This window comes from Erwinia sp. MYb375, assembly GCF_037479175.1.
GTDB classification, from domain to species: Bacteria; Pseudomonadota; Gammaproteobacteria; order Enterobacterales; family Enterobacteriaceae; genus Erwinia; species Erwinia rhapontici.
The window spans coordinates 514,962-540,053 of sequence record NZ_JBBGZS010000011.1; the positions used below are offsets into that span (position 1 = coordinate 514,962).

General features: G+C 54.4%; 25 protein-coding genes and 1 pseudogene. 15 read left to right on the plus strand and 11 right to left on the minus strand.

The annotated features are described in order from the left end of the window. Nucleotides 1-36: 36 nt before the first annotated feature. The 7 genes from solA to grxB all read right to left on the minus strand — a co-directional run bounded on the left by solA (nucleotide 37) and on the right by grxB (nucleotide 5,089). A complete protein-coding gene (gene solA / locus WH279_RS04855) occupies nucleotides 37-1,152 on the minus strand; it encodes an N-methyl-L-tryptophan oxidase (protein WP_339455174.1) in 1,116 nt (371 codons plus the stop codon). Between the two features lie 106 nt (nucleotides 1,153-1,258). Next, nucleotides 1,259-1,513, minus strand: a complete 255-nt coding sequence (gene bssS, locus WH279_RS04860) for a biofilm formation regulator BssS (RefSeq protein WP_133842771.1) — start codon at nucleotides 1,511-1,513, stop codon at nucleotides 1,259-1,261. A 236-nt stretch (nucleotides 1,514-1,749) separates the two neighbouring features. Then, a complete protein-coding gene (locus WH279_RS04865; RefSeq protein WP_133842773.1) occupies nucleotides 1,750-2,022 on the minus strand; it encodes a hypothetical protein in 273 nt (90 codons plus the stop codon). 182 nt (nucleotides 2,023-2,204) lie between these two features. After that, nucleotides 2,205-2,447 carry a DNA damage-inducible protein I gene (gene dinI / locus WH279_RS04870; protein ID WP_133842775.1) on the minus strand — a complete coding sequence of 81 codons (243 nt, stop codon included), beginning with the start codon at nucleotides 2,445-2,447 and terminating at the stop codon, nucleotides 2,205-2,207. Nucleotides 2,448-2,534: 87 nt separating this feature from the next. Continuing rightward, a complete protein-coding gene (gene pyrC, locus WH279_RS04875; RefSeq protein ID WP_339455175.1) occupies nucleotides 2,535-3,587 on the minus strand; it encodes a dihydroorotase in 1,053 nt (350 codons plus the stop codon). 137 nt (nucleotides 3,588-3,724) lie between these two features. Beyond that, nucleotides 3,725-4,288 carry a lipoprotein gene (locus tag WH279_RS04880; RefSeq protein WP_339455176.1) on the minus strand — a complete coding sequence of 188 codons (564 nt, stop codon included), beginning with the start codon at nucleotides 4,286-4,288 and terminating at the stop codon, nucleotides 3,725-3,727. Between the two features lie 153 nt (nucleotides 4,289-4,441). Beyond that, nucleotides 4,442-5,089, minus strand: coding sequence for a glutaredoxin 2 (gene grxB, locus WH279_RS04885; RefSeq protein WP_133842781.1), 648 nt, complete (start codon nucleotides 5,087-5,089; stop codon nucleotides 4,442-4,444). Nucleotides 5,090-5,350: 261 nt separating this feature from the next. Here grxB and rimJ point away from each other — a divergent pair, with 261 nt between their 5' ends. The 4 genes from rimJ to murJ all read left to right on the plus strand — a co-directional run bounded on the left by rimJ (nucleotide 5,351) and on the right by murJ (nucleotide 9,206). Continuing rightward, on the plus strand, nucleotides 5,351-5,944 hold the full coding sequence (rimJ, locus tag WH279_RS04890) for a ribosomal protein S5-alanine N-acetyltransferase (RefSeq protein WP_159337080.1): 594 nt from the start codon (nucleotides 5,351-5,353) through the stop codon (nucleotides 5,942-5,944). A 10-nt stretch (nucleotides 5,945-5,954) separates the two neighbouring features. Continuing rightward, on the plus strand, nucleotides 5,955-6,605 hold the full coding sequence (locus WH279_RS04895) for a DUF480 domain-containing protein (RefSeq protein WP_418903891.1): 651 nt from the start codon (nucleotides 5,955-5,957) through the stop codon (nucleotides 6,603-6,605). Further along, entirely contained in the window at nucleotides 6,602-7,525 is a 924-nt protein-coding gene (locus tag WH279_RS04900; protein ID WP_200640458.1) for a Gfo/Idh/MocA family protein, read from the plus strand. The genes WH279_RS04895 and WH279_RS04900 overlap by 4 nt, the downstream gene beginning before the upstream one ends. Before the next feature lie 142 nt (nucleotides 7,526-7,667). Next, nucleotides 7,668-9,206 (plus strand): murein biosynthesis integral membrane protein MurJ, encoded by a 1,539-nt coding sequence (gene murJ / locus WH279_RS04905; protein ID WP_339455177.1) that lies wholly within the window; start codon nucleotides 7,668-7,670, stop codon nucleotides 9,204-9,206. Between the two features lie 72 nt (nucleotides 9,207-9,278). Here murJ and flgN read toward each other — a convergent pair whose 3' ends face one another. From flgN to flgA, 3 genes are all read right to left on the minus strand, one after another. Further along, nucleotides 9,279-9,710 (minus strand): flagellar export chaperone FlgN, encoded by a 432-nt coding sequence (flgN, locus tag WH279_RS04910; protein ID WP_339455178.1) that lies wholly within the window; start codon nucleotides 9,708-9,710, stop codon nucleotides 9,279-9,281. A 3-nt stretch (nucleotides 9,711-9,713) separates the two neighbouring features. Continuing rightward, entirely contained in the window at nucleotides 9,714-10,016 is a 303-nt protein-coding gene (flgM, locus tag WH279_RS04915; protein ID WP_200640455.1) for a flagellar biosynthesis anti-sigma factor FlgM, read from the minus strand. Between the two features lie 105 nt (nucleotides 10,017-10,121). Further along, nucleotides 10,122-10,790, minus strand: coding sequence for a flagellar basal body P-ring formation chaperone FlgA (gene flgA, locus WH279_RS04920; protein ID WP_339455179.1), 669 nt, complete (start codon nucleotides 10,788-10,790; stop codon nucleotides 10,122-10,124). Between the two features lie 156 nt (nucleotides 10,791-10,946). On the opposite strand from flgA, the gene flgB reads away from it, so the two are divergent. From flgB to flgL, 11 genes are all read left to right on the plus strand, one after another. Next, nucleotides 10,947-11,360: a flagellar basal body rod protein FlgB gene (gene flgB, locus WH279_RS04925; RefSeq protein ID WP_062743748.1), complete on the plus strand. Its 414-nt coding sequence runs from the start codon at nucleotides 10,947-10,949 to the stop codon at nucleotides 11,358-11,360. 2 nt (nucleotides 11,361-11,362) lie between these two features. Beyond that, nucleotides 11,363-11,767 (plus strand): flagellar basal body rod protein FlgC, encoded by a 405-nt coding sequence (flgC, locus tag WH279_RS04930; RefSeq protein ID WP_062743747.1) that lies wholly within the window; start codon nucleotides 11,363-11,365, stop codon nucleotides 11,765-11,767. 11 nt (nucleotides 11,768-11,778) lie between these two features. After that, the gene (flgD, locus tag WH279_RS04935; RefSeq protein ID WP_167864386.1) at nucleotides 11,779-12,450 is read left to right on the plus strand and encodes a flagellar hook assembly protein FlgD; all 672 of its coding nucleotides are present in this window, start codon (nucleotides 11,779-11,781) and stop codon (nucleotides 12,448-12,450) included. Between the two features lie 30 nt (nucleotides 12,451-12,480). Next, nucleotides 12,481-13,689 (plus strand): flagellar hook protein FlgE, encoded by a 1,209-nt coding sequence (gene flgE, locus WH279_RS04940; protein ID WP_339455180.1) that lies wholly within the window; start codon nucleotides 12,481-12,483, stop codon nucleotides 13,687-13,689. A 21-nt stretch (nucleotides 13,690-13,710) separates the two neighbouring features. Further along, nucleotides 13,711-14,466: a flagellar basal body rod protein FlgF gene (locus tag WH279_RS04945; RefSeq protein WP_167864388.1), complete on the plus strand. Its 756-nt coding sequence runs from the start codon at nucleotides 13,711-13,713 to the stop codon at nucleotides 14,464-14,466. Between the two features lie 15 nt (nucleotides 14,467-14,481). Then, the gene (gene flgG / locus WH279_RS04950) at nucleotides 14,482-15,264 is read left to right on the plus strand and encodes a flagellar basal-body rod protein FlgG (RefSeq protein ID WP_133842802.1); all 783 of its coding nucleotides are present in this window, start codon (nucleotides 14,482-14,484) and stop codon (nucleotides 15,262-15,264) included. An 86-nt stretch (nucleotides 15,265-15,350) separates the two neighbouring features. After that, nucleotides 15,351-16,052 (plus strand): flagellar basal body L-ring protein FlgH, encoded by a 702-nt coding sequence (locus WH279_RS04955; protein ID WP_133842804.1) that lies wholly within the window; start codon nucleotides 15,351-15,353, stop codon nucleotides 16,050-16,052. Nucleotides 16,053-16,061: 9 nt separating this feature from the next. Beyond that, on the plus strand, nucleotides 16,062-17,168 hold the full coding sequence (locus tag WH279_RS04960; RefSeq protein ID WP_339455181.1) for a flagellar basal body P-ring protein FlgI: 1,107 nt from the start codon (nucleotides 16,062-16,064) through the stop codon (nucleotides 17,166-17,168). Continuing rightward, entirely contained in the window at nucleotides 17,168-18,109 is a 942-nt protein-coding gene (gene flgJ, locus WH279_RS04965) for a flagellar assembly peptidoglycan hydrolase FlgJ (protein WP_339455182.1), read from the plus strand. Before WH279_RS04960 ends, flgJ begins: the two co-directional genes overlap by 1 nt. A gap of 132 nt (nucleotides 18,110-18,241) precedes the next feature. Beyond that, nucleotides 18,242-19,885 (plus strand): flagellar hook-associated protein FlgK, encoded by a 1,644-nt coding sequence (flgK, locus tag WH279_RS04970; RefSeq protein ID WP_339455183.1) that lies wholly within the window; start codon nucleotides 18,242-18,244, stop codon nucleotides 19,883-19,885. A gap of 19 nt (nucleotides 19,886-19,904) precedes the next feature. Beyond that, the gene (flgL, locus tag WH279_RS04975; RefSeq protein ID WP_339455184.1) at nucleotides 19,905-20,873 is read left to right on the plus strand and encodes a flagellar hook-associated protein FlgL; all 969 of its coding nucleotides are present in this window, start codon (nucleotides 19,905-19,907) and stop codon (nucleotides 20,871-20,873) included. Between the two features lie 327 nt (nucleotides 20,874-21,200). Here flgL and rne read toward each other — a convergent pair. Then, nucleotides 21,201-24,749, minus strand: a pseudogene (gene rne, locus WH279_RS04980) (ribonuclease E). Nucleotides 24,750-25,092 lie beyond the last annotated feature (343 nt).

Genomic DNA, 25,092 nt, shown 5'->3' on the forward strand with positions numbered 1-25,092 from the left:
AACACGCAACCCAAAGCAGGGGCCTTGAATCCGTGACTACTGAAAGCGCTTCAGCGCGAACGGCGTTAAATCAAAGTCGCTGCTTTTCCCCTGGGCGAACTGGGTGGCAATTTCTCCCAGTACGCTGGCGAATTTAAAACCGTGGCCGCTTAAGCCAGTGATCAGCATGCGGTTCGGCTCACCGGGGAAGGTATCAATGATAAAGTCTTCATCCGGGGAGTTGTCATAAGTGCAGGCTTCCCCGCGCAGGCATACGCCAACGCCTGGCAGGAAGGTGCGCATAAAGTTAAACAGCTCACTGCCGTCTTCCGCTACGCTGCCAAAAGGTTTACGTCCATCCGGCGTATCAATGGGCTGCCCACCTTCGTGTTTACCGATTTTGATGGCGTTATTATCAGCGGGGAAACCGTAGTAGTGGATGCCGTCCGGCATCTCGACGGTGAATGCCGGGAACTTATTGTCCTCGCTGTAGCGACCGTCGGCCTGATGCCACGCAAACACTTTTCGTACCGGGGTGACCGGCAGGGAAGGGTACAGCGTTTTCACCCAGGTTCCGGCGCTGATCAGCAGTTTGCGCGCACGATAAACGCCGTCAGAGGTGGTGACCGCTTGCAGGCCGTCTTCGGTTGCAATCTGTGTGACGCCGCAGTTGAAAAGCTGGGCGCAGCCGGCATCCTTCGCCATGCGGATCCAGTTCTTAACGGCAACCTCTGATTTCAGGTAGCCCGACTGTGGTTCAAACACGCCGATATACCCGTCGGGCACGCTGATCTGCGGCCAGCGCTGACGGATCTCCGCTTCGTTCAGGATCTGTACGTTCAACGCAAACTGTTCTGCGCTCTGGATAACATTCTGAATAAATTCGGAGTGGTGTGGGGCAAGATTCAGTACGCCGCTGCGCTGCATGACGCGCTCGCCGCTCTGCTGTTCCAGTTGATCCCACAGCTGTTGGGCGCGCAGAACCATTGGGACATAGCGTGCACCTTCACCGTAGGCGTGGCGGATAAGGCGGCTTTCACCATGATGGCTGCCTTCTTTGTGCGGTGGATGATGGCGGTCAATCATCAGCACTTTCAGACCCGCCTGCGTGGCATACCAGCCGGTGGCAGCACCGACGGAGCCGCTGCCCACCACAATTAAATCGTAAACCATCAGTATCAGCCTCTGTTAATCAAGCAATTGAAGCAGAATAGCAAATATGGCAGGCATGAAAAAGGCACCCTGTTGGGTGCCCTGGGAAACAAGATTCAGTTGCAGATTAGTGCTTCTTGTAATCACGGTCCTGGTATTCGGTAGCTTCTATTTTGGCAATGCCAGCTTCAAGAATGGAAATAAATTGCCTTGCAACATCAGTTGTCAGCCAGTAGGTCTGACCGACTTCAGCATCTTCTGCCGGCTGATGATCGGAAGAGAGCGAGTGCAGACGGATCATCATGGCATCATAGCTGTCTACGGTACTGATATCCCATCCGATGAGGGGATGTGTCTGGATGACCTCTTTGTTTCTGTCCATTATAACCCCCTATTACTCGTGAAAGATGACAACGAAGTGTTTTATCGAGGTTCAATGCGGCTTTTTTTCTTAGAGCTTTCTAATTATAACAGGAGTTTTTTTGTTCGCAGACTTAAATTTCGTTCTGCGTAAAAATCAGGCGCTATTCGCACGCTAATTAAGCATCGCAGGGTGGAAAATAATCACCCTGCTGATGAACGGCAGCATTATTTCAGGTGTGATAATACAGGTTATATTTAAGATACATCCGGTATTATCGGTAACACACCCAGGCGTTTTTCCAGTTCCCCGGCCAGACGGATGAAATGCTGCTGGAGCTGTTCATCGTAGTTCTGGTTCTGTCCTTCAAGCTTTAAACTGTGTATTAACAGTTGGTTAGCTTTGTCATCAAGACAGAAAGAGAGGGTGGAAAAGGCATTTTCTAATACTGTCAGACGGCGTTGCTGTTCACCAATCATCGCCAGCAGTTCGCCAAACGTCATTGCCTCATCTGGATTATCGGCAGCCATAGGAAAAACCTCAGTAATAAATGTCAGCCTCAGAATAAGATATTCTACCCGAGCCGTCTATCAGCGTTCAGCGGTAAGACGCGCACATAAAAAAGCCGGATGGCGTATCCGGCAAAAACGGCACAATCATTATGGAATCGAACGGGAATAGCGGTATTGCCTGACATCACAACCGCATTAACTCAGGCGATAAACCAGTCGTCAGCGCTTTCCCAGGTTTCCTGTAAAATATCGGTGATCTGATCTTTGGCTTCTTTTCCGCCACCCATCACCGTCAGATTATTGGCTCCGGCATAGCGTACCGATATGGTATTGGTGCCGTCTGGAAACTGTTTGTCGATTCGCTTGCTGAGTTCCTGCGTCAGCGCATCAATGGCGCCTGCAGGCAGGGACGTGGTTTTTGCTACAGTGACTTCAATACGCATGATAGCCTCCGGTTGAATTACTGTGAATATATACAGTAATTCAACCGTGCGCAATCATTATCGCGAAGTGCCCCGGGGAAGGGGCGATTAAATATCGACCTTCCAGTTCAGGGTTTCACCCGCCAGGAACGGGACCAGGGTGTGGCCGTCGCGGCCAACGGAGACGGATTCCGCCACGGTCCAGGGCTCACGGACCAGTGTCACGGTGCCTTCATTCAGCGGCAGGCCATAGAAACGTGGGCCATTTTCGGAGCAGAAGGCTTCAAAGTGGGCCAGGGCGCCAATCTCTTCGAATACTGTGGCATAGGCGGAGAGCATAGAAGGGGCGTTAAATACCCCGGCGCAGCCGCAGCTGGTTTCTTTACGATCGCGGGTATGCGGCGCCGTATCGGTGCCCAGGAAGAAACGGTCGTGACCGCTGGCCACCGCGTCACGCAACGCCTGTTGGTGAATGTTCCGCTTCAGAATGGGCAGACAGTAGAGATGCGGGCGAATACCGCCCACCAGCATATGGTTGCGGTTAAACATCAGATGCTGAGGCGTGATGGTGGCCCCAAGGAAACGATTGCCTTCCAGCACATACGCGGCCGCTTCTTTGGTGGTGATGTGCTCACACACCACTTTCAGCTCCGGGAATTGCAGGCGCAGCGGGTGCAGCACAGTCTCAATAAAACGCGCTTCACGGTCAAAAATATCGATATGCGCATCGGTGACTTCACCGTGGATCAGCAGCGGCATGCCTATTTTCTGCATACGCTCCAGCACCGGGGCAATGGACGCAATACTGGTCACGCCGTGGGCAGAGTTGGTGGTGGCGTGCGCTGGATAGAGTTTTGCGGCGGTAAACACGCCTTCAGTGAAGCCGGTTTCGATCTCATCCGGGTCCAGACCGTCGGTCAGATAGCAGGTCATCAGCGGGGTAAAACCATGCCCGGCAGGAACGGCAGCAAGGATGCGGTCACGGTAGGCACGGGCGGCAGCAACGCTGCTGACGGGTGGCACCAGGTTTGGCATCACAATGGCGCGGCCACACACCTCACTGGTAAACGGCACGACCGCCTCCAGCATATCACCATCTCGCAGGTGGATGTGCCAGTCGTCAGGGCGGCGGATAATCAATTGCTGAGGTTGTGTGGTCATGCGATGTGCTCCGGCAAAGTGGGAAAAGGGCAGGTTTTGGCCGGGTACAAAGGATAGGGATAAAACGGGGGGAATGCACCAGGTTTATGCGCGCCGGGATAAAAAACGGTACGGGCAGACCGTACCGCCTTGTTCTGTCAGTCAGTAAATGGGATCACCAGTTCCCCAGGTTTTACTTCCAGCCCTTTGGCAAAGCGTTTCGCCAGCGATTCTGCTTTGCTGCGGTCTGTGCTTAATATATAAGCCGGTTTCTGATTGAAGTAATTCTTCAGCGACTCGTTAAGATACGGTGTCAGGGTTTTCAGTACGCCTGCCATTTTCTCCGGCTGCACTGTTACATCAACCAGTTCCATATCTTTCAGATAGATTGCGCCTTCCTGCTGATTAAACACGGGCTGTGCTTTCATCTTTAACATCATTTCTGCCTGCTGCGGGCCAAACAGAGAACTGATGTTGACGTTAGCTTTGCCCGTCAGGGTGATTTTGTTTGGTTCTTCACGGCCAATCTGGCTGCTAAGATCGCTCAGGGTAATATGCGCATCGGCCAGCCCGGAGACACCAATATTCTTCTCGTAGTTGTTATGTTTCACCAGCGCCTGGTTAACTTCCTGCTCGCTGATGCTGTACTGGGCAATATCATTACAGCCGCTGACCAAACCCGCTAACAGTAAAGCGCTCAGGCCAAAAAGTATTTTTTTCATGATGTTCCTCTGTTTCAAATCACCGGTCGATCCTACCGGAGCAGGGGGATAGCATGCACCACTCGCGCCTGCCCGTCACCAGGACAACGCTGAGAGAAACCGGGAAAAATAACAACGGAATGTGTCGGGCCGCCGTTTGACGGCCCGAACAGGTCAGGAAGCGGAAGAGGAGAGCAGGGTGATCTGGGTCTGTTTTGCCATATTGTCGCGGTAATCCGCCACGCGGGTTGGGTATTCCACCCCGGCCACCAGCGTCAGTGAACGCAGCAGCGGGAACAGGTGGATATCGTCCAGCGACAATTCACCGCTCACCGCGTTCGGTTTAACAATCAGCTTGTCGAGCTTACGCAGGTCATCATTGATATTTTTAATCCAGCCTGCTGAGTGTTCTCTCAGCTCCGCGAAATCACCGGCAACGGCCTGTTTTTTGTTTTTAAAATAGCTGCGTGCTTCCGGAGTCGCGAACTCAGCAAACGGCGCTTCAGCAACGCGCGGATACAGCAGTTTATTCACATAGGTGTGGACATGTCGCAGCCAGTCGCTGATCGCCGGATTGGTTTTACCGGTCAGCAGGGGGTCATGATCCACCCGATCAATGTACTGCACAATGTCCAGACTTTCCGGCATGCAGCTGCCGTCTTCTTTCATCAGGATGGGGGCCATTTTCTGGCCGATCAGGCGGTTTGGCGTGGCTTCGTCATCGTTCATCATCACCACCAGTTCAACCGGAATGTTTTTCAGGCCGAAGATCATGCGGGCTTTCACGCAGAACGGGCAGTGGTCATAAATATAGAGTTTCAAGCGGTCCCCCCTTAAATTGGGATAAATGATGAGCAATCATCAACTATCTGAATGTACAAAGGAAGTATGGAAGAGAACCCGCCATAGGGCAAACCTGTCCCTGACATTCGTTGTTTTCTCCACAATTTTGCGAATTTTTAGTCGGCAGTATTTTACCGGGGATTCGGATGGCGGTTATAGTAAAGCGATTGGGATAACGTGCTTTTTCGCCGATAAATCCCCCCGCAAACTTACACCCGGCCAGGGATTTCAGGAGAGAAGATGTTTGGCTACCGTACTGCTGCGCCGAAAGTGCGCCTGACGACCGATCGACTGGTGGTTCGTCTTGTCAATGAGCGTGATGCCTGGCGACTGGCTGATTACTATGCGGAAAACCGCGCTTTCCTGAAACCCTGGGAACCCGTGCGTGATGAAAGTCACTGTTATCCCTCCGGCTGGCAGGCGCGGCTCGGGCTGATTGCTGAAATGCAGAAGCAGGGTAGCGCATTCTATTTCGCAGTGATGGACCCGGAGGAAAATGAAGTGCGCGGCGTGGCCAACTTCAGCAACATATTGCACGGGTCATTTCATGCCTGCTATCTCGGCTATTCGCTGGGGGAAAAATGGCAGGGGCAGGGGATGATGTTTGAGGCTTTGCAAAGTGTGATTCGTTATATGCAGCGTCAGCAGCGCATTCACCGTATTATGGCCAACTACATGCCACACAATCACCGCAGTGGCGGTTTACTGGCGCGCCTTGGTTTTGAAAAAGAGGGCTATGCCAAAGATTACCTTCTGATTGACGGGCGCTGGCAGGACCATGTTCTGACGGCGCTGACCTCCCACGAATGGACGCCGGACAGGCGCGGAGTGTAACCCCCAGATGATCAAAACCCCTTTTACCGCCGTTGAAGCGCGCGTCATCGGTAGCCTGCTGGAAAAACAGGTCACTACTCCGGATCAGTATCCGATGTCGCTTAACGGCGTGGTCACCGCCTGTAACCAGAAGTCCAACCGTGAACCGGTGATGTCGCTGACCGATAGCGATGTGCAGAACACCCTCGATTTACTGGTGAAAAAACACCAGCTGACGGCATTGAACGGTTTTGGCAGCCGGGTAGTGAAGTATGAACAGCGTTTTTGTAACTCGGAATTTGGTCAGTTGAAGTTTACTGCGGCCGAAGTGGCGGTGATCACAACACTGCTGCTGCGTGGCGCACAGACGCCGGGTGAGTTGCGCACCCGCAGTACGCGTATGCATGATTTTGCTGATATGTCCGAAGTGGAACAGACGCTGGAGCGGCTGGCACAGCGCGAATCCGGTGCGCTGGTGGTGCGTCTGGCACGGGAACCGGGTAAACGCGAAAGCCGCTATATGCACCTGTTTAGCGGTGATGTGGATGAAAGCTCACTGGCTACCAGCCCTGTTAATGACCATGACAGCGGGCTGGAAGCGCGAGTGGTCTCCCTTGAACAGCAGGTTGTGGCGCTGCAACAGCAGCTTGCCCGGCTGCTGGCCGGGCAGGAGGCAGAATGAGTGCATTAAAAGTGGGGATTGTTGGTCTGGGTGGCATTGCGCAAAAAGCCTGGTTGCCGGTGCTGACGAAGACAGACGGCTGGCAGATTGCTGGTGCATTCTCACCGAATCAGGAAAAGGCGCGCCCGGTCTGCGATAGCTATCGTATTCCCTTATTCCGCTCCCTTGACGATCTGGCGGCGGCCAGCGATGCCGTGTTTGTCCACAGCACCACCGCCAGCCACTATGCGATCGTTGATCGGCTGTTACGCGCCGGGGTGGATGTCTGCGTTGATAAACCCCTGGCGGCTACGCTGAGTGAGGCGGAGCGGCTGGTGGACCTCGCCGATAAACGCGGACGTAAACTGATGGTGGCGTTTAACCGCCGTTTTGCACCACGTTATCTCCAGTTGAAGTCAGCGCTGGTGCAACCGGCGACGATACGTATGGATAAACACCGCAGTGATAGCGTGGGGCCACAGGATCTGTTTTTCACCTTGCTGGATGACTATTTGCATGTGGTCGACAGCGCGCTGTGGCTGGGTGGCGGGGAAGGAAAGTTGTTGAGTGGCACGTTGCAGACCAATGACAGCGGGCAGATGCTGTACGCCGAACACCACTTTAACGTGGCGGGTGTTCAGGTCACGACCAGTATGCATCGTCGTGCTGGCAGCCAGATGGAACGCGTGATGGCGGTGGACGAGGGGGCGGTCTATCAGGTCAGCGATATGCGTGACTGGCAGCAGGAGAAAGCGGGGCAGATCAGTATTGACCCGATCCCCGGCTGGCAGACCACACTGGAGCAGCGTGGTTTTGTTGGCGCGGCGCATCATTTTATCCGCTGTGTGGAAAATCAGACAATGCCGCAAGTCAGCGGCGAGCAGGCGTTGCTGGCCCAGCGTATGGTCGAAAAATTATGGCGTGATGCCGAGCGGGAATAGGTTTACAGCACAAACCCCGTAACAATCCACTGTGGTTATTTCCTTTCACTTCAGTAGACTATCCGCACCTTAAATGGCCCGAAGATCGTCGGGCCGTGATTGTCGCAAGCCGGTCTTCCCGGATATCAGAATCAGGAATTACATGAACCTGTTGAAATCACTGGCAGCGGTCAGCTCCATGACCCTGTTTTCACGCGTGCTGGGCTTTGTGCGTGATGCCATTGTGGCGCGCGTGTTTGGCGCGGGGATGGCGACCGATGCCTTCTTTATTGCTTTCAAATTGCCAAACCTGCTACGCCGTATTTTTGCCGAAGGCGCATTTTCTCAGGCATTTGTGCCGATTCTTGCGGAGTACAAAAGTAAGCAGGGGGAAGAAGCGACCAAAGTCTTTATTGCCTATGTGTCCGGGCTGCTTACCCTGGCTCTGGCGATTATCACGGTGCTGGGGATGTTCGCGGCTCCCTGGGTGATCCTGATTACCGCCCCGGGTTTTGCCGATACGCCGGACAAGTTTGCGCTGACGTCTTCGCTCTTGCGGGTCACCTTTCCTTATATTCTGCTGATTTCCCTGGCGTCGCTGGCGGGGGCGATCCTCAACACCTGGAACCGTTTTTCCGTTCCCGCCTTTGCACCCACGTTGCTGAACGTCAGTATGATCGGCTTTGCGTTGTTTGCGGCACCGCACTTCCATCCTCCCGTTATGGCACTGGCGTGGGCAGTGGTTGCGGGAGGCGTGTTGCAACTGGGCTATCAGCTGCCGCATCTGAAGAAAATAGGCATGCTGGTATTGCCGCGCCTTAACCTGAAGGATGCGGGGGTGTGGCGCGTGATGCGTCAGATGGGGCCGGCGATCCTCGGTGTGTCAGTCAGTCAGATTTCGTTGATCATTAATACTATCTTTGCCTCCTTCCTCGTGTCCGGTTCGGTGTCGTGGATGTACTACGCTGACCGTCTGATGGAATTTCCTTCCGGGGTGCTGGGCGTGGCGTTGGGCACCATTCTGCTGCCCTCGCTGGCGAAGAGTTTTGCCAGCGGTAACCAGGACGAGTATTCCAAACTGATGGACTGGGGGCTGCGCCTCTGCTTCCTGCTGGCGCTGCCCAGCGCGGTAGCGCTGGGGATCCTGGCGAAACCGCTGACCGTATCGCTCTTCCAGTACGGCAAGTTCAGCGCCTTTGACGCCGCCATGACGCAGCGGGCGCTGGTGGCCTATTCGGTCGGACTGATGGGGCTGATTGTGGTCAAGGTGCTGGCGCCGGGTTTTTACTCGCGGCAGAACATCAAAACCCCGGTGAAGATTGCGCTGTTTACGCTGCTGGCCACCCAGGTGATGAACCTGGCATTTATCGGCCCGCTGAAACATGCCGGGCTGTCGCTGTCTATCGGGCTGGCTGCCTGCCTGAATGCCGCGCTGCTCTACTGGCAATTGCGTAAGCAGGATATTTTCCAGCCGCAGCCGGGCTGGTTCAGTTTCCTGATGCGTCTGGGAGTTGCTGTTGTTGTGATGGCTGCCGCGCTGCTGGGCATGATGTACGTGATGCCTGACTGGGCCAGCGGCAATATGTTGTCGCGTTTGCTGCGTCTGGCAGCGGTCTGCGCAGTGGGGGGGGGCGTGTATTTTTTTGTGTTGGGCGCTCTTGGCTTCCGCCCGCGCCACTTCTCTCGCCGAACGGCGCAGTAAGAGAATAACAAACAGAAAAACCCCGCAGCGCAAGGGCGCAGCGGGGTAAAGTCGAACATGGGTTGACGGATATTACGCTTTGCGGCTTACCGGAGCGCGGGTAACCGCATGGCCGTCAGGACCATAAAATTTTTGTGACTGATAAGGCTTCAAGACTTGTAGCGCATGCTCGTTATGACTGATCTGATGGTTGAGCAACATACCGTTATGTAAATTGGTATCACGCAGTTTTACCGTCTGTTCCTGAATAGCCGCCCAGCGTCGTGCCAGTGCCGGGTGTTGGCTGTAAGGCACATGCATGCCGGTGACTTTTTCAGCGTCACGGCGCATCTCTTCCAGGAAATTGAGGGTAGCCAGTAGAGAGCTTTTATCCTCGGTAATCCGTTGCAATAAGCTGCTATTGACCTGACCTGCCGAGAGCTGTTCTTGCTCCGCATTCATGACATCGGCCAGCGACGAAAGAACTTCAAGCATTTTATCAAGTGCGTTTTGCAGCTTATCCATGGATTAATTACCTTGCAGTGAGTCTTTAGCTTCCTGAATCAGTGCGTCGGCAATTTTGCCGCTGTCCATCTTCAGTTCGCCGTTGCGAATTGCGTTTTTCAGCTCTTCAACACGAGCTGTATTAATGTCCTGTGAGCTGGCTTTGCTCAACTGTGACTGTGCGCCGCTGAGAACAACCTGAGTGCCGGTTGTGGTTTCAGTGGTTTTGCTTTCTGCTGCACGCGCTTTTGGCTGGGCAACATCATTGGTATCACGTGACTGTACAGTGCTTGCCGGTTTTAATGCCTGGGTTCTGTCGATGCTCATATGCGCTCCTGTTAACTCAGGTTCTCACAACCTGATGTTCAATATTCTAATAGTACAATGACCGTTATTAACACTATCGGCAGAACTGTAGCCTTCTTTAGTGGTTTATAGCGATATCAGAATATTCCCATTAGCGTCGACCTTACCCATCACGATTTGCCCTGAACTCATCCGAACTCTGACCGGTTGCGTGGACGTGGCATTGTTCATTGCCTTGCCTTCGCTGCTGATATTAAACCCTTCACCGCTGGCGGTAACGGTAACCATCTGGCCTGCTTTCACTCGCCACGGTTGGCGCATCATCATCAGTGTGACGGGCTGACCAGGATTGATATCGCGCAGGGCAATAGCGCCGACCGCGTCAGCGGAACTCGTCAGGGTGCGGGCGGGCAGGGTATCCAGTCGGCCCTGCTCCATTCGCATATCACTGGCGGAGATCGTCGCGCCGCGCGGCACCTGGCGGGTGGCAACCAGATACTGGCCACTGACCTGAACCTGTACCTGAATATAACGTCGATTCTGATCGCAATTGGCGGCAACGCTGATATTGCCCCACATGCGGCTGTTGCCCGGCAGTGAGAACTGCGGTTGCTCACAGGCAGGCCACATCGTCTGCGGAGTTTTCACCACCACGGTGAGGTTATCGGCAGACTGCCCGCTTTGCCCATAGCGATTTTTAAAAAATTCATTGAGCTGTGCGTTAAGGTCGACAGCGCTGGCAGAGACGCTTATCAGAGCGAGTAAAACGGCCAGTAGTCGTGTGAATCCTTGCATCAGAGACCCCCTAAATTTCAACATGGCACCGATTCTACCCTCAGATGCATATTGTCAAGGCGCAAATTAGCGACGATTTTTAGCGCTATTCAAACGATAGTCCTTTCCCCCTCGAGATTATGCTGTCAGCTCTAAATTCTCACTTGCGGAGGACGCATGCTCGACAAACTGGACGCAGCACTACGGTTTAACACCGAAGCCCTGAACCTGCGTGCACAGCGACAGGAAATCCTGGCATCCAATATCGCCAATGCTGACACGCCGGGCTATCAGGCTCGCGATATCGATTTCGCCAGCCAGATGAATAAGGTGCTGGAACAAGGGCGGGCGCAGGGTTCCGGGCTGTCGCTGGCGGTGACGTCGGCACGCCATATTCCTGCGGAAAATCTTCAACCGCCTTCGATGGACCTGATGTACCGCATTCCTGACCAGCCTGCGCTGGACGGCAACACGGTAGATATGGACCGCGAACGCACAGAGTTTGCCGATAACAGTCTGAAATATCAGACGGATTTGATGGCTATCAGCAGTCAGATTAAAGGCATGATGTCTGTGCTACAGGGGCAATAACGATGGCACTTTTAAATATTTTTAATATTGCCGGTTCGGCAATGGCTGCACAGTCACAGCGTCTTAACGTCAGTGCCAGTAACCTGGCCAACGCCGACAGCGTTACCGGGCCGGATGGTCAGCCCTATGTAGCGAAACAGGTAGTGTTTCAAACCGACGCGGCACCGGGGTCCCCGACGGGTGGCGTGAAAGTGGCGCAGGTGATCGATGATCCTGCACCGGCGCGTCTGGTGTATGAGCCCGGTAACCCGATGGCCGATGCCAAAGGTTACGTGAAAATGCCCAATGTGGATGTAGTAGGAGAAACGGTGAACACCATGTCAGCCTCGCGCAGTTACCAGGCCAATGTTGAGGTTTTAAACACCGTTAAACAGATGATGTTGAAAACCTTAACCATGGGTCAATAAGGAGCTTCCCGATGAGTATTGCTGTTGGTGTAAATGAAAAGCAGGCCACCACAACGCTGCAATCTTCCTCGTCTTCTTCTGATACGTCAGCGGCGGACTTGCAGAGTAACTTCCTGACGCTGCTGGTCACCCAGTTGCAGAATCAGGACCCGACCAATCCGATGGATAACAGTCAGCTGACCTCGCAGCTGGCACAAATTAATACCCTCAGTGGTATTGAGAAACTGAACACCACGCTGGGATCCATTTCCGGTCAGATTACCTCCGGCCAGTCCTTGCAGGCCTCGACCCTGATTGGTCACGGCGTGATGGTCAATGGTTCACAGGTATTGGTCGGCAACAGCACCACTACGCCGTTTGGTGTTGAGCTGGGGCAGGCTTCCACCGCGACCACCGCCACCATTAAAGATGGCAGTGGTGCCGTGATCCAGACTATTGAGCTGGGTGCACAAACCGCTGGTGTGCACACCTTCCAGTGGGACGGTAAAGCGGCCGATGGTAGCGTCGCGGCCGATGGTAAATACACCGTTTCAATCAGCGCCAGCAATGCCACCGGTCAGCTGGTTGCACAGCCGTTGAACTATGCCTTAGTGAACGGCGTGAGCAGCACGGCCAAAGGTGCTGTACTTGACCTGGGCACCATGGGGACGACCACCCTGGAAAACGTACGTCAGATTATTTAATCCACTAATTTATGCTTCAGGAGTGACAACATGGGCTTTTCACAGGCAGTCAGCGGCTTAAACGCAGCATCCAGCAACCTCGACGTTATTGGTAACAACATTTCGAACTCCGCTACAGCGGGCTTTAAATCCAGCACCGTCGCGTTTGCTGATATGTTTGCCGGTTCTAAAGTGGGTCTGGGTACTAAGGTTGCGGCCGTGGTACAGGACTTTAACGATGGTACCACCACCACCACCAGCCGTGGTCTTGATGTGGCGATCAGCCAGCAGGGCTTCTTCCGTATGGCGGATACCAGTGGTGCGGTGTATTACAGCCGTAACGGCCAGTTCACGCTGGATGCAGATCGTAATATCGTCAACATGCAGGGCCTGCAGCTGACCGGTTATCCGGCTACCGGTACCCCGCCAACCATCCAGACCGGTGCTAACCCGGTAGGATTGAGCGTGCCAACCACCGCGATGTCAGCTAAAGCGACCACTGGCGTGACAATGACGGCGAACCTGAACTCCACCGATAGCGTTAAAGCGTTAGCGGATTTAGATATCACCGACTCAACGACCTACAACGCCAAATCATCAATGACGACGTTTGATTCGCTGGGCAACTCGCACATCGTTAACCTGTACTTTAACAAGACGTCGAATAACAACTGGACCGTTACCCCTGTTGATTCTTCAACCGGCACCACGGGAACGTCCACGCCACTGGTCTTTGACACCAGCGGAAATCTGACCACCCCAGCCAGTGGCATGGTGGGCTTTACTATGGGCGCGTTGAACGGTTCAGCAGGCCCAACCAACCTGACCGTTGACATCACCGGCAGCCTGCAACAGAACAACGGGACCAGCACGTTTGGTAACCCGGTGCAGGATGGGTATAAGCCTGGCGAACTGACCAGCTATCAGATCAATGATGATGGCACCCTGGTGGGTACCTATTCCAACGAAGAGACTCAGGTGCTGGGGCAGATCGTCCTGGCTAACTTCGCTAACCCGGAAGGCCTGAAATCAGAAGGTAACAACGTCTGGTCTGCCACGTCGTCTTCTGGCCAGGCACTGACCGGTATCGCCGGCACCGGTAACCTCGGTACGCTGACCGCGGGTGCGCTGGAATCCTCGAACGTTGATCTGAGTAAAGAACTGGTGAACATGATTGTTGCGCAGCGTAACTACCAGTCGAATGCGCAGACCATCAAAACTCAGGACCAGATTCTTAACACACTGGTCAACCTGCGCTAATTCGGTTAACAGGACGGCCCTATGGATCACGCAATATATACCGCAATGGGGGCTGCCAGTCAGACCCTCGATCAGCAGGCAGTGACGGCGGCCAATCTGGCCAACGCCGCAACGCCGGGATTCCGTGCGCAGCTTAGTGCTGCGCGTGCGGTGCCGGTGGAAGGGTTGTCATTGCCTACCCGTACGCTGGTCACGGCGTCGACGCCGGGAGCAGATATGACCCAGGGCGCGCTGGATTACACCGAGCGTGCGCTGGACGTGGCGATGCAGGGTGACGGCTGGCTGGCAGTGCAGACTGCCGACGGCACCGAAGCCTATACCCGCAACGGGAATATGGAAGTCAGCCCTGCCGGGCAACTTACTGTACAGGGCAACGTGGTGATGGGTGACGGCGGACCGATTGCGGTGCCGCAGGGCGCTGAACTCACCATCGCGGCTGACGGTTCTATTACTGCGCTGAATCCGGGCGATGCGCCGAATGCCACGGTGCAGCTGGGCAGGCTTAAGCTGGTACAAGCCACGGGCAGTGAGCTGACGCGCGGTGATGACGGCATGTTTCGCGTCTCAGCCAGTGCGGTGGCCCAACGCGGTGCCACGTTACCTATCGATGCGACAATGAAAGTGATGCCGGGTGTGCTGGAAGGCAGCAACGTCAGCAGTACGCAGACCATGGTCGATATGATTGCCAACGCCCGTCGTTTCGAGATGCAGATGAAAGTGATTTCCAGCGTCGATGAAAACGAACAACGAGCCAACCAGCTGCTGTCAATGAGCTGATCAGAGGAATAATAGATGATTCGTTCTTTATGGATTGCCAAAACCGGTCTTGATGCTCAGCAGACCAATATGGACGTGATTGCCAACAACCTGGCAAACGTTAGCACCAACGGTTTTAAACGTCAGCGTGCGGTATTTGAAGATCTGATGTACCAGACCATGCGTCAGCCGGGTGCTCAGTCATCTGAGCAGACCACGCTGCCTTCTGGTTTGCAGATTGGTACGGGTGTGCGTCCGGTGGCCACAGAGCGCCTGCATAATCAGGGCAACCTGTCGCAGACCAGCTCATCGAAGGATGTGGCGATCAGTGGTCAGGGCTTCTTCTCGATTCAGATGCCTGATGGTACCACCGCCTATACCCGCGATGGTTCTTTCCAGACGGACCAGAATGGTCAGCTGGTTACCAACGGTGGTTTCCCGGTCCAGCCCGCTATCACGATCCCGCCAAACGCCCTGAGCATGACCGTCAGTCGTGATGGTGTGGTGAGCGTGACCCAGCAGGGCCAGACTAACCCGGTTCAGGTAGGGCAGTTGACGTTGAGCACCTTTGTCAACGATGCCGGTCTGGAAAGTATGGGTGAAAACCTTTATCAGGAAACACAGGCATCCGGTGCGCCAACGGAAAGTAACCCGGGCAACAACGGTGCGGGTACGCTGTACCAGGGCTATGTGGAAACGTCAAACGTTAACGTAGCGGAAGAGCTGGTCAGCATGATCCAGACTCAGCGTGCTTATGAGATTAACAGTAAGGCCGTGAGTACTTCTGACCAGATGCTGGCGAAACTGACTCAGCTGTAAAAGTAAGACGGACTGATTGACCGTTACAGGTGCCGGGCTTGCCCGGCCCGTTAATACAATATTCTCGTAATGAAAGGTTTATATCCATGGCGCAGCAGATCTCATTGCCTGGACGTTTGTTGGTAGCCACGTTGCTGCTAACGCTTAACGGTTGTGCGTTAGTTCCCCGTAAGCCACTGGTCGAAGGCTCGACGACGGCCCAGCCGATGCCTGCTTCACCTGCATTGGTCAACGGTTCTATTTTTCAGGGCGTGATGCCGATGAACTACGGCTATCAGCCGCTGTTCGAGGATCGCCGCCCACGTAATATTGGCGACACATTAACCATCACGCTGCAGGAAAATGTCAGCGCGAGTAAGAGTTCTTCTGCCAATGCCGGACGTGATGGATCTTCCAGCTTCGGCTTAAGCGCGACACCGCGCGCCCTCGTCGGACTGCTGGGTGGCGACAAAGCCACCTTCGCCGGAGAAGGGAAAAATGATTTTGCAGGAAAAGGGGGCGCTTCAGCGAATAACACCTTTACTGGCACCATCACCGTTACCGTTAACCAGGTATTGCCTAATGGCAACCTGAATGTGGTCGGTGAGAAACAGATTGAAATTAATCAGGGAACAGAGTTTATCCGCTTCTCCGGTGTGGTTAACCCACGCACGATTAGCGCCAGCAACAGTGTTGTTTCCACCCAGGTGGCTGATGCCCGCATTGAGTACGTCGGTAACGGCTACATCAATGAGGCGCAGAATATGGGCTGGCTGCAACGGTTCTTCCTGAACATATCACCGATGTAAGAGGTTTTAATGCGTAATGTACTGATTCGATGTGTCCTGCTGCTGACGGTAGGGTTTAGCGCCCTGGCGCAGGCCGATCGTATTCGCTATCTCACGACCGTGGGCGGCGTGCGTGATAACTCCCTGATCGGCTACGGTTTGGTGGTGGGACTCGATGGCACCGGTGACCAGACAACCCAGACACCATTTACCACACAGAGCCTGAGCAACATGCTGTCGCAGTTAGGGATCACCGTTCCTACCGGCACCAATATGCAGTTGAAAAACGTGGCGGCGGTGATGGTGACTGCAAAACTGCCAGCATTTGGCCGTCAGGGGCAGGTGGTTGATGTGGTGGTTTCCTCCATGGGTAACGCCAAAAGCCTGCGCGGCGGTACGCTGCTGATGACCCCGCTGAAAGGGGTGGATAACCAGGTTTACGCGCTGGCGCAGGGTAACATTTTGATCGGCGGTGCCAGTGCTGCGGCCGGTGGCAGTAGCGTGCAGGTCAACCAGGTGAACGGCGGTCGTATTACCGGCGGTGCCACGATTGAGCGTGAATTGCCGAATAACTTCGCCACCAGCAATATCGTTAGCCTGTATCTGAACCAGGAAGATTTCAGCATGGCGCAGCGCATCAGCGACGCCATTAACAGCCGTGGTGGCTACGGGATGGCGCAGGCCGTCGATGGCCGCACGGTGCAGATCCGCTCAACAGCAAATAACACCTCTCAGGTACGTCTGCTGGCGGATATCCAGAATATTGATGTCTCGGTTCCGATTCAGGACGCCAAAGTGATCATCAACTCACGTACTGGCTCGGTGGTCATGAACCGTGAAGTGATGTTGACGCAATGTGCGATCGCCCAGGGCAGTCTGTCGGTCACGGTCAATCAGACGCAGAACGTCAGTCAACCTGATACGCCATTTGGCGGTGGTCAGACAGTGGTCACACCGCAAACGCAGATTGATATGCGTCAGAGCGGGGGCGCACTGCAAACGGTTAACGCCAGCGCGAATTTGAACAGCGTGGTTCGTGCACTGAACTCGCTGGGTGCGACGCCTATCGATCTGATGTCTATTTTGCAGTCGATGGAAAGCGCAGGTTGCCTGCACGCCAAACTGGAAATTATCTGATGAGCGACAACAGCCAGTCTCTGAGCAGCGCGGCGTATGACAGCCGTTCGCTGAACACCCTGAAACGGTTAGCCGGTGATGACCCGAAAGCGCATGCGCGCGAAGTGGCAAAACAGGTCGAAGGGATGTTTGTCCAGATGATGTTGAAAAGCATGCGCCAGGCGTTACCGCAGGATGGCCTGATGAGTAGCGAGCAGACGCGGCTTTATACCTCAATGTACGATCAGCAGATTGGCCAGGAGATCGGGGCGAAAGGCCTCGGTCTGGCTGACCTTATCGTGAAACAGATGGAAGGGCAGAAGCCGCTGGATGAGAAATCCGGTACGGTGCCCATGCCGCTGGATAAGAGCTTTATCAACACATTACCTCCGCTGGCGATGGAACAAATTGTCCGTAAAGCGGTACCGCGTTTCTCCAGCGCAGAGACGCCATTGTCGGGTGGCAATGGTGACTTTATTGCGATGCTGTCAAAACCGGCACAGGCGGCGAGTGAGCAAAGTGGTATTCCTCATCACCTGATTCTGGCCCAGGCCGCACTCGAATCAGGTTGGGGGCAGCGCCAGATCCTCACCCGTGACGGTAAGCCAAGCTATAACGTCTTTGGTATTAAAGCGACGGGCAGCTGGCAGGGTAAAACTACCGATGTGATGACCACCGAATTTGAGAACGGTGAAGCGAAAAAGGTGAAGCAAAAATTCCGTGTTTACGACTCCTATTTCGATGCCCTCAACGACTACGTCAAACTGCTGAGTAACAATCCCCGCTATGCGGCCGTGACGACCGCTTCTTCCCCGGAACAGGGTGCGCAAGCGTTACAGGCTGCGGGTTATGCCACCGATCCTAAATATGCACAGAAGCTGGTGGGTATGATCCAGCAGTTCAAAAATATGGGTGAAAAAGTGGTCAAAGCCTACAGCCAGGATATCGGCGATTTGTTTTAAATTTTTCGGGGAAATGCTCAAGTTTGCCCCGGCTTAACCGATAACCTTTTCAGGCCGGAATTGCGTTAATGACCTCCCGGCAAACGATTCGTCAATGCTGGCTCTGCAGTTGCCGGTGAACAAGGAACCGAAATGGCAAACTTAATCAATACCGCGATGAGCGGGTTAAGCGCCGCATCTGCAGCGCTGAGCACCACCAGTAACAACATCACCAACTATGCAGCGACGGGTTATTCACGCCAGACGACCGTGCTTGCTCAGGCCAACAGTACCCTGAGTGGTGGTAATTACTATGGCAACGGTGCCAATGTCTCCTCGGTATACCGTGAATATGACCAGTTCATCACTAACCAGCTGCGTGCGGCCAGCGCTCAGTCCAGTGCCTACTCCACCCAGTACAACCAGCTTTCCAGTATTGACGACATGCTGTCCAGTACCACTAACACGCTGTCGACCAATATGCAGGATTTCTTCAAATCACTGCAGACGTTGTCCAGTAATGCCAGCGACTCCTCTTCCCGTCAGGCCGTGATCGGCAAGGCGCAGGGATTAGTCAATCAGTTCCAGGTAACGAATACCTCTTTATCTAACCTCGACAGCAGTGTGAATACGTCGGTGAAAGCCACTGTCGAACAGATTAATAACTACGCGAAACAGATCGCTAACGTTAACCAGCAGATCATCAAACTGAAAGGGGCGGGTGCGGGTAGTGAGCCGAACGATTTGCTCGATCAGCGCGACCAGTTGGTCAGTGAACTGAATAAGCTGGTCGGCGTTAATGTTACTCAGCAGGATGGCGGTAGCTACAATATCTCTATTGGTAACGGCATTTCTCTGGTGCAGGGCGACACTTACGGCCAGCTGGCGGCCGTGCCTTCCAGTGCCGATCCATCGCGTACCACGATCGCGACCGTTGATTCCGTAACGGGCCAAAAAGTCGAGATCTCTGAAAAACAGATCACCACAGGTTCACTGGGCGGATTGCTGGCCTTCCGCAGCGATCTTGACAGCGTGCGTAACCAGATTGGCCAGTTGGCGATGGCTTTGGGCACCAGCTTTAACACCCAGCATGAAGCGGGGAAAGATATTGACGGCGCGGACGGCGGCGCTTTCTTTGCGCTCGGTAGCCCATCTGTGATCTCGAACAGCAAAAATACCGGCGGTGCTTCGCTGACTGCCACCTGGGCTGATACTAGCAAGGTGCAGGCCTCCAACTACACCGTCAGCTATGACGGCACTAACTGGACGGCAACCCGTCTGTCAGATAACACCAAATCAACGGTGACCGTTGATGCAACGGCTAAGACACTGTCATTCGATGGCCTCTCAGTGGCGTATGATCAGCTGCCAGCGTCCAAAGACAGCTTTACCGTTCAGCCTGTCACTAATGTCGTCAGCGGGATGAGCGTGCTGGTCACGCAAGAATCCAAACTGGCTGCGGCCAGCTCGACCGGTGGTGCAAGTAACAATGAGAATGCGCAGAAGCTGTTGGATCTGCAAACTGCCAGTGTGATTAACGGCAAAAGCACCCTGACGCAGGCGTATGCCAGCCTGGTGGCCAATGTCGGTAATAAAACCAATACGCTGGAAACCACCAGTGCTACGCAGTCGGCAGTTGTGACGCAGCTCACTAACCAGCAGCAGTCGGTTTCAGGGGTTAACCTGGATGAAGAGTATGCCAACCTGACGCGCTATCAGCAGTACTACATGGCAAACGCCCAGGTACTGCAGACGGCTTCTACTATTTTTCAGTCACTCATCAGTGCTGTCAGCTAATTTTTTGAGGAATTAAACCATGCGACTCAGTACCGGCATGATCTATGACCAGCAGATGCGCGGCATTCAGACTTCGCAGGCAAGCTGGTTGAAAGTGGGCCAACAGCTTGCTACGGGCAACCGTGTAAACAGTCCTTCGGATGATCCGGTGGCGGCCGCGCAGGCGGTGGTGGTGTCACAGTCTCAGGCCGCAACCGAACAGTATAAAACGGCGCGTGTGTTTGCCACACAGAATCAGTCGACGGAAGAAACCACGCTGAAGCAGGTGGTCGATGTCATCATTAGTGCCAAGACGACGGTCGTGGCTGCGTCAAACGGCATTTTGTCTGATGATGACCGCACCTCTTATGCCACGCAGCTGGAAGGTATTCGCGCACAACTGCTTAACCTGGCCAACAGCACAGACGGCAACGGCCGCTATCTGTTCGCCGGTTATGAAAGTGATACAGCACCCTTTACCACCGATGCCACCACAGGTGATACCACTTATAACGGTGGGTCATCTCCGATTACGCAGAAAGTGGATGCCAGCCGTACGCTGACCGTTAACCATACCGGCAAGCAGGTTTTTGACTCACTGACCAGCAGTGCGCAGAAAGAGCCTGATGGCACACCCAGCGAAAGCAATATCTTCACTATTCTTGATACGGCGATTAAATCCCTGAAAGTGCCGCTGAATGATGCCGATCAGACCGCTATTGATGCACAGGCGGTCCAGATGGGCAAAGCTAACCGTGGCCTGAGCAATGCGCAGGAAAATGTCTCCAAGGTGCGTGCTGAGATCGGGACGAACCTGGATGAACTGGGTAAGCTTGATGCTAAAGGTGATGACACCATACTGAACCTGAAAACCCAGATGAGTGGGTTGATTGGCGCGGATACCACCGAGACCATCTCCAGCTATACCATGAAGCAGGCGGCCTTACAGGCTTCGTATACTGTCTTCCAGCAGATGTCCAAACTGTCTCTGTTTAACCTGAATTCCTAGACTGACCTCTAAGATTTGAACGTGCTTTAACCGGGTACGTTCAGTTTCTCCCGCTGCCAGTAACCAAAGCTGACAGCGGGTTTTTTTTGCCTGCTATTCCCTCTCCCGAAGCGTTGTGCCCCGAATCGTTTAACGACCTCCCGATGACGAACTGTTGGTTTTGAACCGCGAGGCTGATGACGACGGGGGGATGTATGCTTACAGACACGAATATGTTGCGATAACAGATCGGTGAACACAGAGATAATGGAGTAAAAGGAGGGGGGAAGAGCAGATAAAAAAAGCCCTGGCCAGGTAGCCAGGGCTTGATTGACGCGTTATCAGGTATTAAGGACGGGTTGCCGGAGCAGTCGCCTGATGAGTCGCCGCATGACCGCCTGCGGAACCCTTACCTTCAAAGTTAAAGTCCGGACGCACCCAGTCGCTCTGACTTGGTGCTTCTGGCTGGTAAGCCGGAGCCGGGGCTTTCGTCATTGGCGCGGTAGCATGATGCGGTGCGCTGTTCTGCACTGGCGCAGCGGCCACGGGTTCGGCAGCAGCAGGTGTGCTGGTAACGACCGGTGCAGCATCAACCACTGGCTCAGCAACAACCGGTGCAGCCTCAACAGGCTCATCACGGGCCGGAACCGGAGCGTGCGGCTCGCTGGTCGCCACCGTTTGCTGTGCTTCAGTCACTTCCGGTGCATGCAGCACCTCGGCAACCTGCTGCTCAACTTCAGGGCTGACTTCTACCGGAGCAACGCTGGCAATGTCAGTTGCCTGCTGGGCTTCTTCCACGATATCCGCAACAGCATCAACCGCGGCGAAGGTTGGCTCAGGCTGAACGTCTTCCACAGGCGTCGCTTCTGCTGCAGTCTCTTTCGCGACAACGTCGTCAGCGGCAGAAATCACGGCAGGCTCTTCGTTTACCGGTGCGTCGATGGCAGCCGTCTCTTCAGCAATCACCGGCGTGATTTGTGGCAGATTTTATGGCTGTGGCTCGGCATGCTGCACGGGTTCTGCCTGCTCTTCGACTGGGGCTTCAACCACAGGGGTTTCAACCACAGGCGTGGTGGCAGCGACAGCCTCTACCGCGCTAACGGCTTCGACAGCGGCTGTGGTTTCTGCAACCGGCGTTTCAACCTCTGCATGACCGTAAGGAGGGACCACTGAATGACCATGCTCTTCATGCGTTTCGTGATCGCTTGTCTGAGCAACCGGATAAGAAACCCACACTTTACCTGATGCCATTTCTGGCGATGCAGCAGCGTTAGACAGCGGCATCGGTGACTGTGTTGGATAACGCTCATCACGGTAACGGCGACGACGCTGACCGCTCACACGCAGGTGGCGTGGAGAGCGACGTGAACGGCGTGGCATATTGTTGCCATCACGATCGTCGTTATCATCAGCCTCAGCGACAGGTTCGTTAACCGCTGGCGTTGCTGCCGGGGTCACTTCTTCTTGCGGTTCAAACGAGCGTGCAGCGGTCTGTTCAGCGGTCTCGATACGCACTTTCTGGTTCAGCTGGCGCGGCTTACGGCGCGGCATCACCTGTACGTTCTCTTCCTGTGCTTCCAGATTTTCTACGGCTTCGATGATCGGCTCAACGATGCTCTCTTCCTGTACGACCGGGCGTGTTTATTACTGGTTCTGACCAGGACGACGGCGCTGGCGTTCCTGACGAGGTTGACGTGGCTGCGAGGTTTCGCTGCGTTCAAATTCGTCCGGCACCATACGCTCGCTACGGGCATCCGTTTGCGGTGCATTGCGCTTGTTGGCGTTGTTACGACGGTTGTCGTCACGACCATTTTCACGTGCTTCGTTGTTGCGTTCACGTGGTGCACGTTCAGTACGTTCACCGTTGCGGTCGTTACGTTCAGCATTGCGGTCGTTACGTTCGCCGTTGCGGTCGTTACGTTCGCCGTTGCGGTCGTTACGTTCGCCATTGCGGTCGTTACGTTCGCCATTGCGATCGCTACGATCCGCATTACGGTCGCCATAACGCTCACCACGTTCACCGTTACGGTCGCGACGGTTATTGTTCTGGCGGCGGTTATTACGACGTTCACCACGTGGTGCCGCGGCCTCGGCCGTTTTTTCTTCAACAACAGGTGGCTGTGGCTCTACTGCTGGCTTCTCTTCCGCAGCGAACAGTTTTTTCAACCCGCTGAAGAAGCGGCTAACCAGGCCTGGTTGAGCGGCAGCGGCAGGTGTTTTCGCGACAGGCTGTGCAACCGGCGTGGCTGCTGCTACTTCTGCAATTTCTTCCTGTGGTGCTGGCGGTGCATCTGGCATCACGAAAGCAGCGAGGGCAGGCTGCTCAGGGCGCTTGCGTTCAGCGTGCTCTTCTTCAGAAGGCAACGCCATTTCTGCTTCGTGCAGTTTAGGCAGGTGATAACTGAGAGTTTGCGTCTCTTCACCACTGCGCACGCGCAGAACGGAGTAGTGCGGTGTCTGCATATTATCGTTGGGTACGATAATGGCACGCACGCCGCCCTGGCGTTTTTCAATGGCACTGACGGCTTCACGTTTCTCGTTCAGCAGGTATGAAGCAACCTGAACCGGTACGATGGCATGAACTTCTTTGGTGTTCTCTTTCAGCGCTTCTTCTTCAATCAGACGCAGAATGGACAGAGCCAGCGATTCGTTATCACGGATGGTGCCGGTGCCGCTACAGCGCGGGCAAACGTGATGGCTGGATTCACCCAGAGAAGGGCTGAGACGCTGACGCGACATCTCCAGCAGACCGAAGCGTGAAATGTGGCTGATCTGAATACGAGCACGGTCCTGACGCACGGCTTCACGCAGGCGGTTTTCTACCGCACGCTGATGGCGAACCGGGGTCATATCGATAAAGTCGATAACAATCAGGCCACCGAGATCACGTAAACGCAGCTGACGGGCAATTTCATCGGCCGCTTCCAGGTTGGTATTAAACGCCGTTTCTTCGATGTCGCCGCCGCGGGTGGCGCGAGCGGAGTTGATATCGATAGCCGTCAGCGCTTCGGTGGAATCGATAACAATCGATCCGCCTGAAGGCAGACGCACTTCACGCTGGAATGCAGATTCGATCTGCGATTCGATTTGATAATGGCTGAACAGCGGGATTTCACCGGTGTACAGTTTAATTTTGCTGCTGAAATCTGGACGACCCAGTGCGGCGATATGCTGGCGAGCCAACTCAAGCACTTTTGGATTGTCGATCAGGATTTCGCCGATGTCCTGGCGCAGATAGTCGCGGAAGGCACGCACGATCACGTTGCTTTCCTGATGGATCAGGAAAGGAGCAGGGCGGCTGTCAGCGGCTTTCTTGATGGCTTCCCAGTGTTTCAGACGGAAGCTGAGGTCCCACTGCAACGCCTCGGCAGATTTGCCCACACCCGCGGTGCGTACAATCAGGCCCATGCCATCTGGCAGTTCCAGCGCCGATAAGGCTTCTTTCAGTTCAGTGCGGTCATCGCCTTCGATACGGCGTGAAATACCGCCGGCACGTGGGTTGTTGGGCATCAGAACCAGATAACTTCCCGCCAGGCTGATAAAGGTGGTCAGGGCTGCGCCTTTATTACCACGTTCTTCTTTATCGATCTGAACAATGACTTCCTGACCTTCGCGCAGTACATCCTTGATATTGGGACGACCGTGAGAATTGTAATTAGCGGGGAAGTATTCGCGGGAAATTTCTTTCAGAGGTAGGAAACCGTGCCGTTCAGCGCCGTAATCAACGAAAGCTGCTTCAAGGCTGGGTTCAATGCGAGTGATCTTGCCTTTGTAGATGTTGGCTTTTTTCTGTTCGTGTCCAGGGCTTTCAATATCCAGATCGTACAGACGTTGTCCGTCCACGAGGGCAACACGCAACTCTTCCTGCTGAGTTGCGTTTATCAACATTCTTTTCATCGTAACTTACTCATTATTCTTACATTAGTGACAAAGCTGCGGGCAAAGTAACGCTGGACATGAAAACCGATGACCCCGTGTCTCATCGCAAAGCCGTCAACCTCCCGGTTGTCAGCAGCTAAAGGGGTGCAAAAACTCGGTAGCCTGTTTTACATATGGAAAAACAGCGCTTTTAAGGGGGGAACCGCCAGTAAAATACCAGGTGAACCAATCCCGTTTTATCGTCCAGGCTGCAACCCGCAGCCCGCTAAATGCCTGATTGCACAATACGTCTTACGCCATTGCTGCGTGTATGGGCTATCCGGCAAAATTTCTCACCCTTCATCTTTCGAGCCGCAGCCAT

Excerpts from the sequence above, each read along its gene's own strand:
- pyrC (WP_339455175.1), bottom strand. The coding sequence starts at position 3,587 with ATGACCACACAACCTCAGCAATTGATTATCCGCCGCCCTGACGACTGG.
- flgJ (WP_339455182.1), top strand. The coding sequence starts at position 17,168 with ATGAGCGACAACAGCCAGTCTCTGAGCAGCGCGGCGTATGACAGCCGT.
- WH279_RS04945 (WP_167864388.1), top strand. The coding sequence starts at position 13,711 with ATGGATCACGCAATATATACCGCAATGGGGGCTGCCAGTCAGACCCTC.
- flgA (WP_339455179.1), bottom strand. The coding sequence starts at position 10,790 with ATGCAAGGATTCACACGACTACTGGCCGTTTTACTCGCTCTGATAAGC.
- flgM (WP_200640455.1), bottom strand. The coding sequence starts at position 10,016 with ATGAGCATCGACAGAACCCAGGCATTAAAACCGGCAAGCACTGTACAG.
- WH279_RS04865 (WP_133842773.1), bottom strand. The coding sequence starts at position 2,022 with ATGGCTGCCGATAATCCAGATGAGGCAATGACGTTTGGCGAACTGCTG.
- WH279_RS04900 (WP_200640458.1), top strand. The coding sequence starts at position 6,602 with ATGAGTGCATTAAAAGTGGGGATTGTTGGTCTGGGTGGCATTGCGCAA.
- dinI (WP_133842775.1), bottom strand. The coding sequence starts at position 2,447 with ATGCGTATTGAAGTCACTGTAGCAAAAACCACGTCCCTGCCTGCAGGC.
- solA (WP_339455174.1), bottom strand. The coding sequence starts at position 1,152 with ATGGTTTACGATTTAATTGTGGTGGGCAGCGGCTCCGTCGGTGCTGCC.
- bssS (WP_133842771.1), bottom strand. The coding sequence starts at position 1,513 with ATGGACAGAAACAAAGAGGTCATCCAGACACATCCCCTCATCGGATGG.
- WH279_RS04955 (WP_133842804.1), top strand. The coding sequence starts at position 15,351 with ATGGCGCAGCAGATCTCATTGCCTGGACGTTTGTTGGTAGCCACGTTG.
- flgE (WP_339455180.1), top strand. The coding sequence starts at position 12,481 with ATGGGCTTTTCACAGGCAGTCAGCGGCTTAAACGCAGCATCCAGCAAC.
- flgK (WP_339455183.1), top strand. The coding sequence starts at position 18,242 with ATGGCAAACTTAATCAATACCGCGATGAGCGGGTTAAGCGCCGCATCT.
- WH279_RS04880 (WP_339455176.1), bottom strand. The coding sequence starts at position 4,288 with ATGAAAAAAATACTTTTTGGCCTGAGCGCTTTACTGTTAGCGGGTTTG.
- murJ (WP_339455177.1), top strand. The coding sequence starts at position 7,668 with ATGAACCTGTTGAAATCACTGGCAGCGGTCAGCTCCATGACCCTGTTT.
- rimJ (WP_159337080.1), top strand. The coding sequence starts at position 5,351 with ATGTTTGGCTACCGTACTGCTGCGCCGAAAGTGCGCCTGACGACCGAT.
- flgC (WP_062743747.1), top strand. The coding sequence starts at position 11,363 with ATGGCACTTTTAAATATTTTTAATATTGCCGGTTCGGCAATGGCTGCA.
- flgG (WP_133842802.1), top strand. The coding sequence starts at position 14,482 with ATGATTCGTTCTTTATGGATTGCCAAAACCGGTCTTGATGCTCAGCAG.
- flgL (WP_339455184.1), top strand. The coding sequence starts at position 19,905 with ATGCGACTCAGTACCGGCATGATCTATGACCAGCAGATGCGCGGCATT.
- WH279_RS04960 (WP_339455181.1), top strand. The coding sequence starts at position 16,062 with ATGCGTAATGTACTGATTCGATGTGTCCTGCTGCTGACGGTAGGGTTT.
- flgN (WP_339455178.1), bottom strand. The coding sequence starts at position 9,710 with ATGGATAAGCTGCAAAACGCACTTGATAAAATGCTTGAAGTTCTTTCG.
- flgD (WP_167864386.1), top strand. The coding sequence starts at position 11,779 with ATGAGTATTGCTGTTGGTGTAAATGAAAAGCAGGCCACCACAACGCTG.
- flgB (WP_062743748.1), top strand. The coding sequence starts at position 10,947 with ATGCTCGACAAACTGGACGCAGCACTACGGTTTAACACCGAAGCCCTG.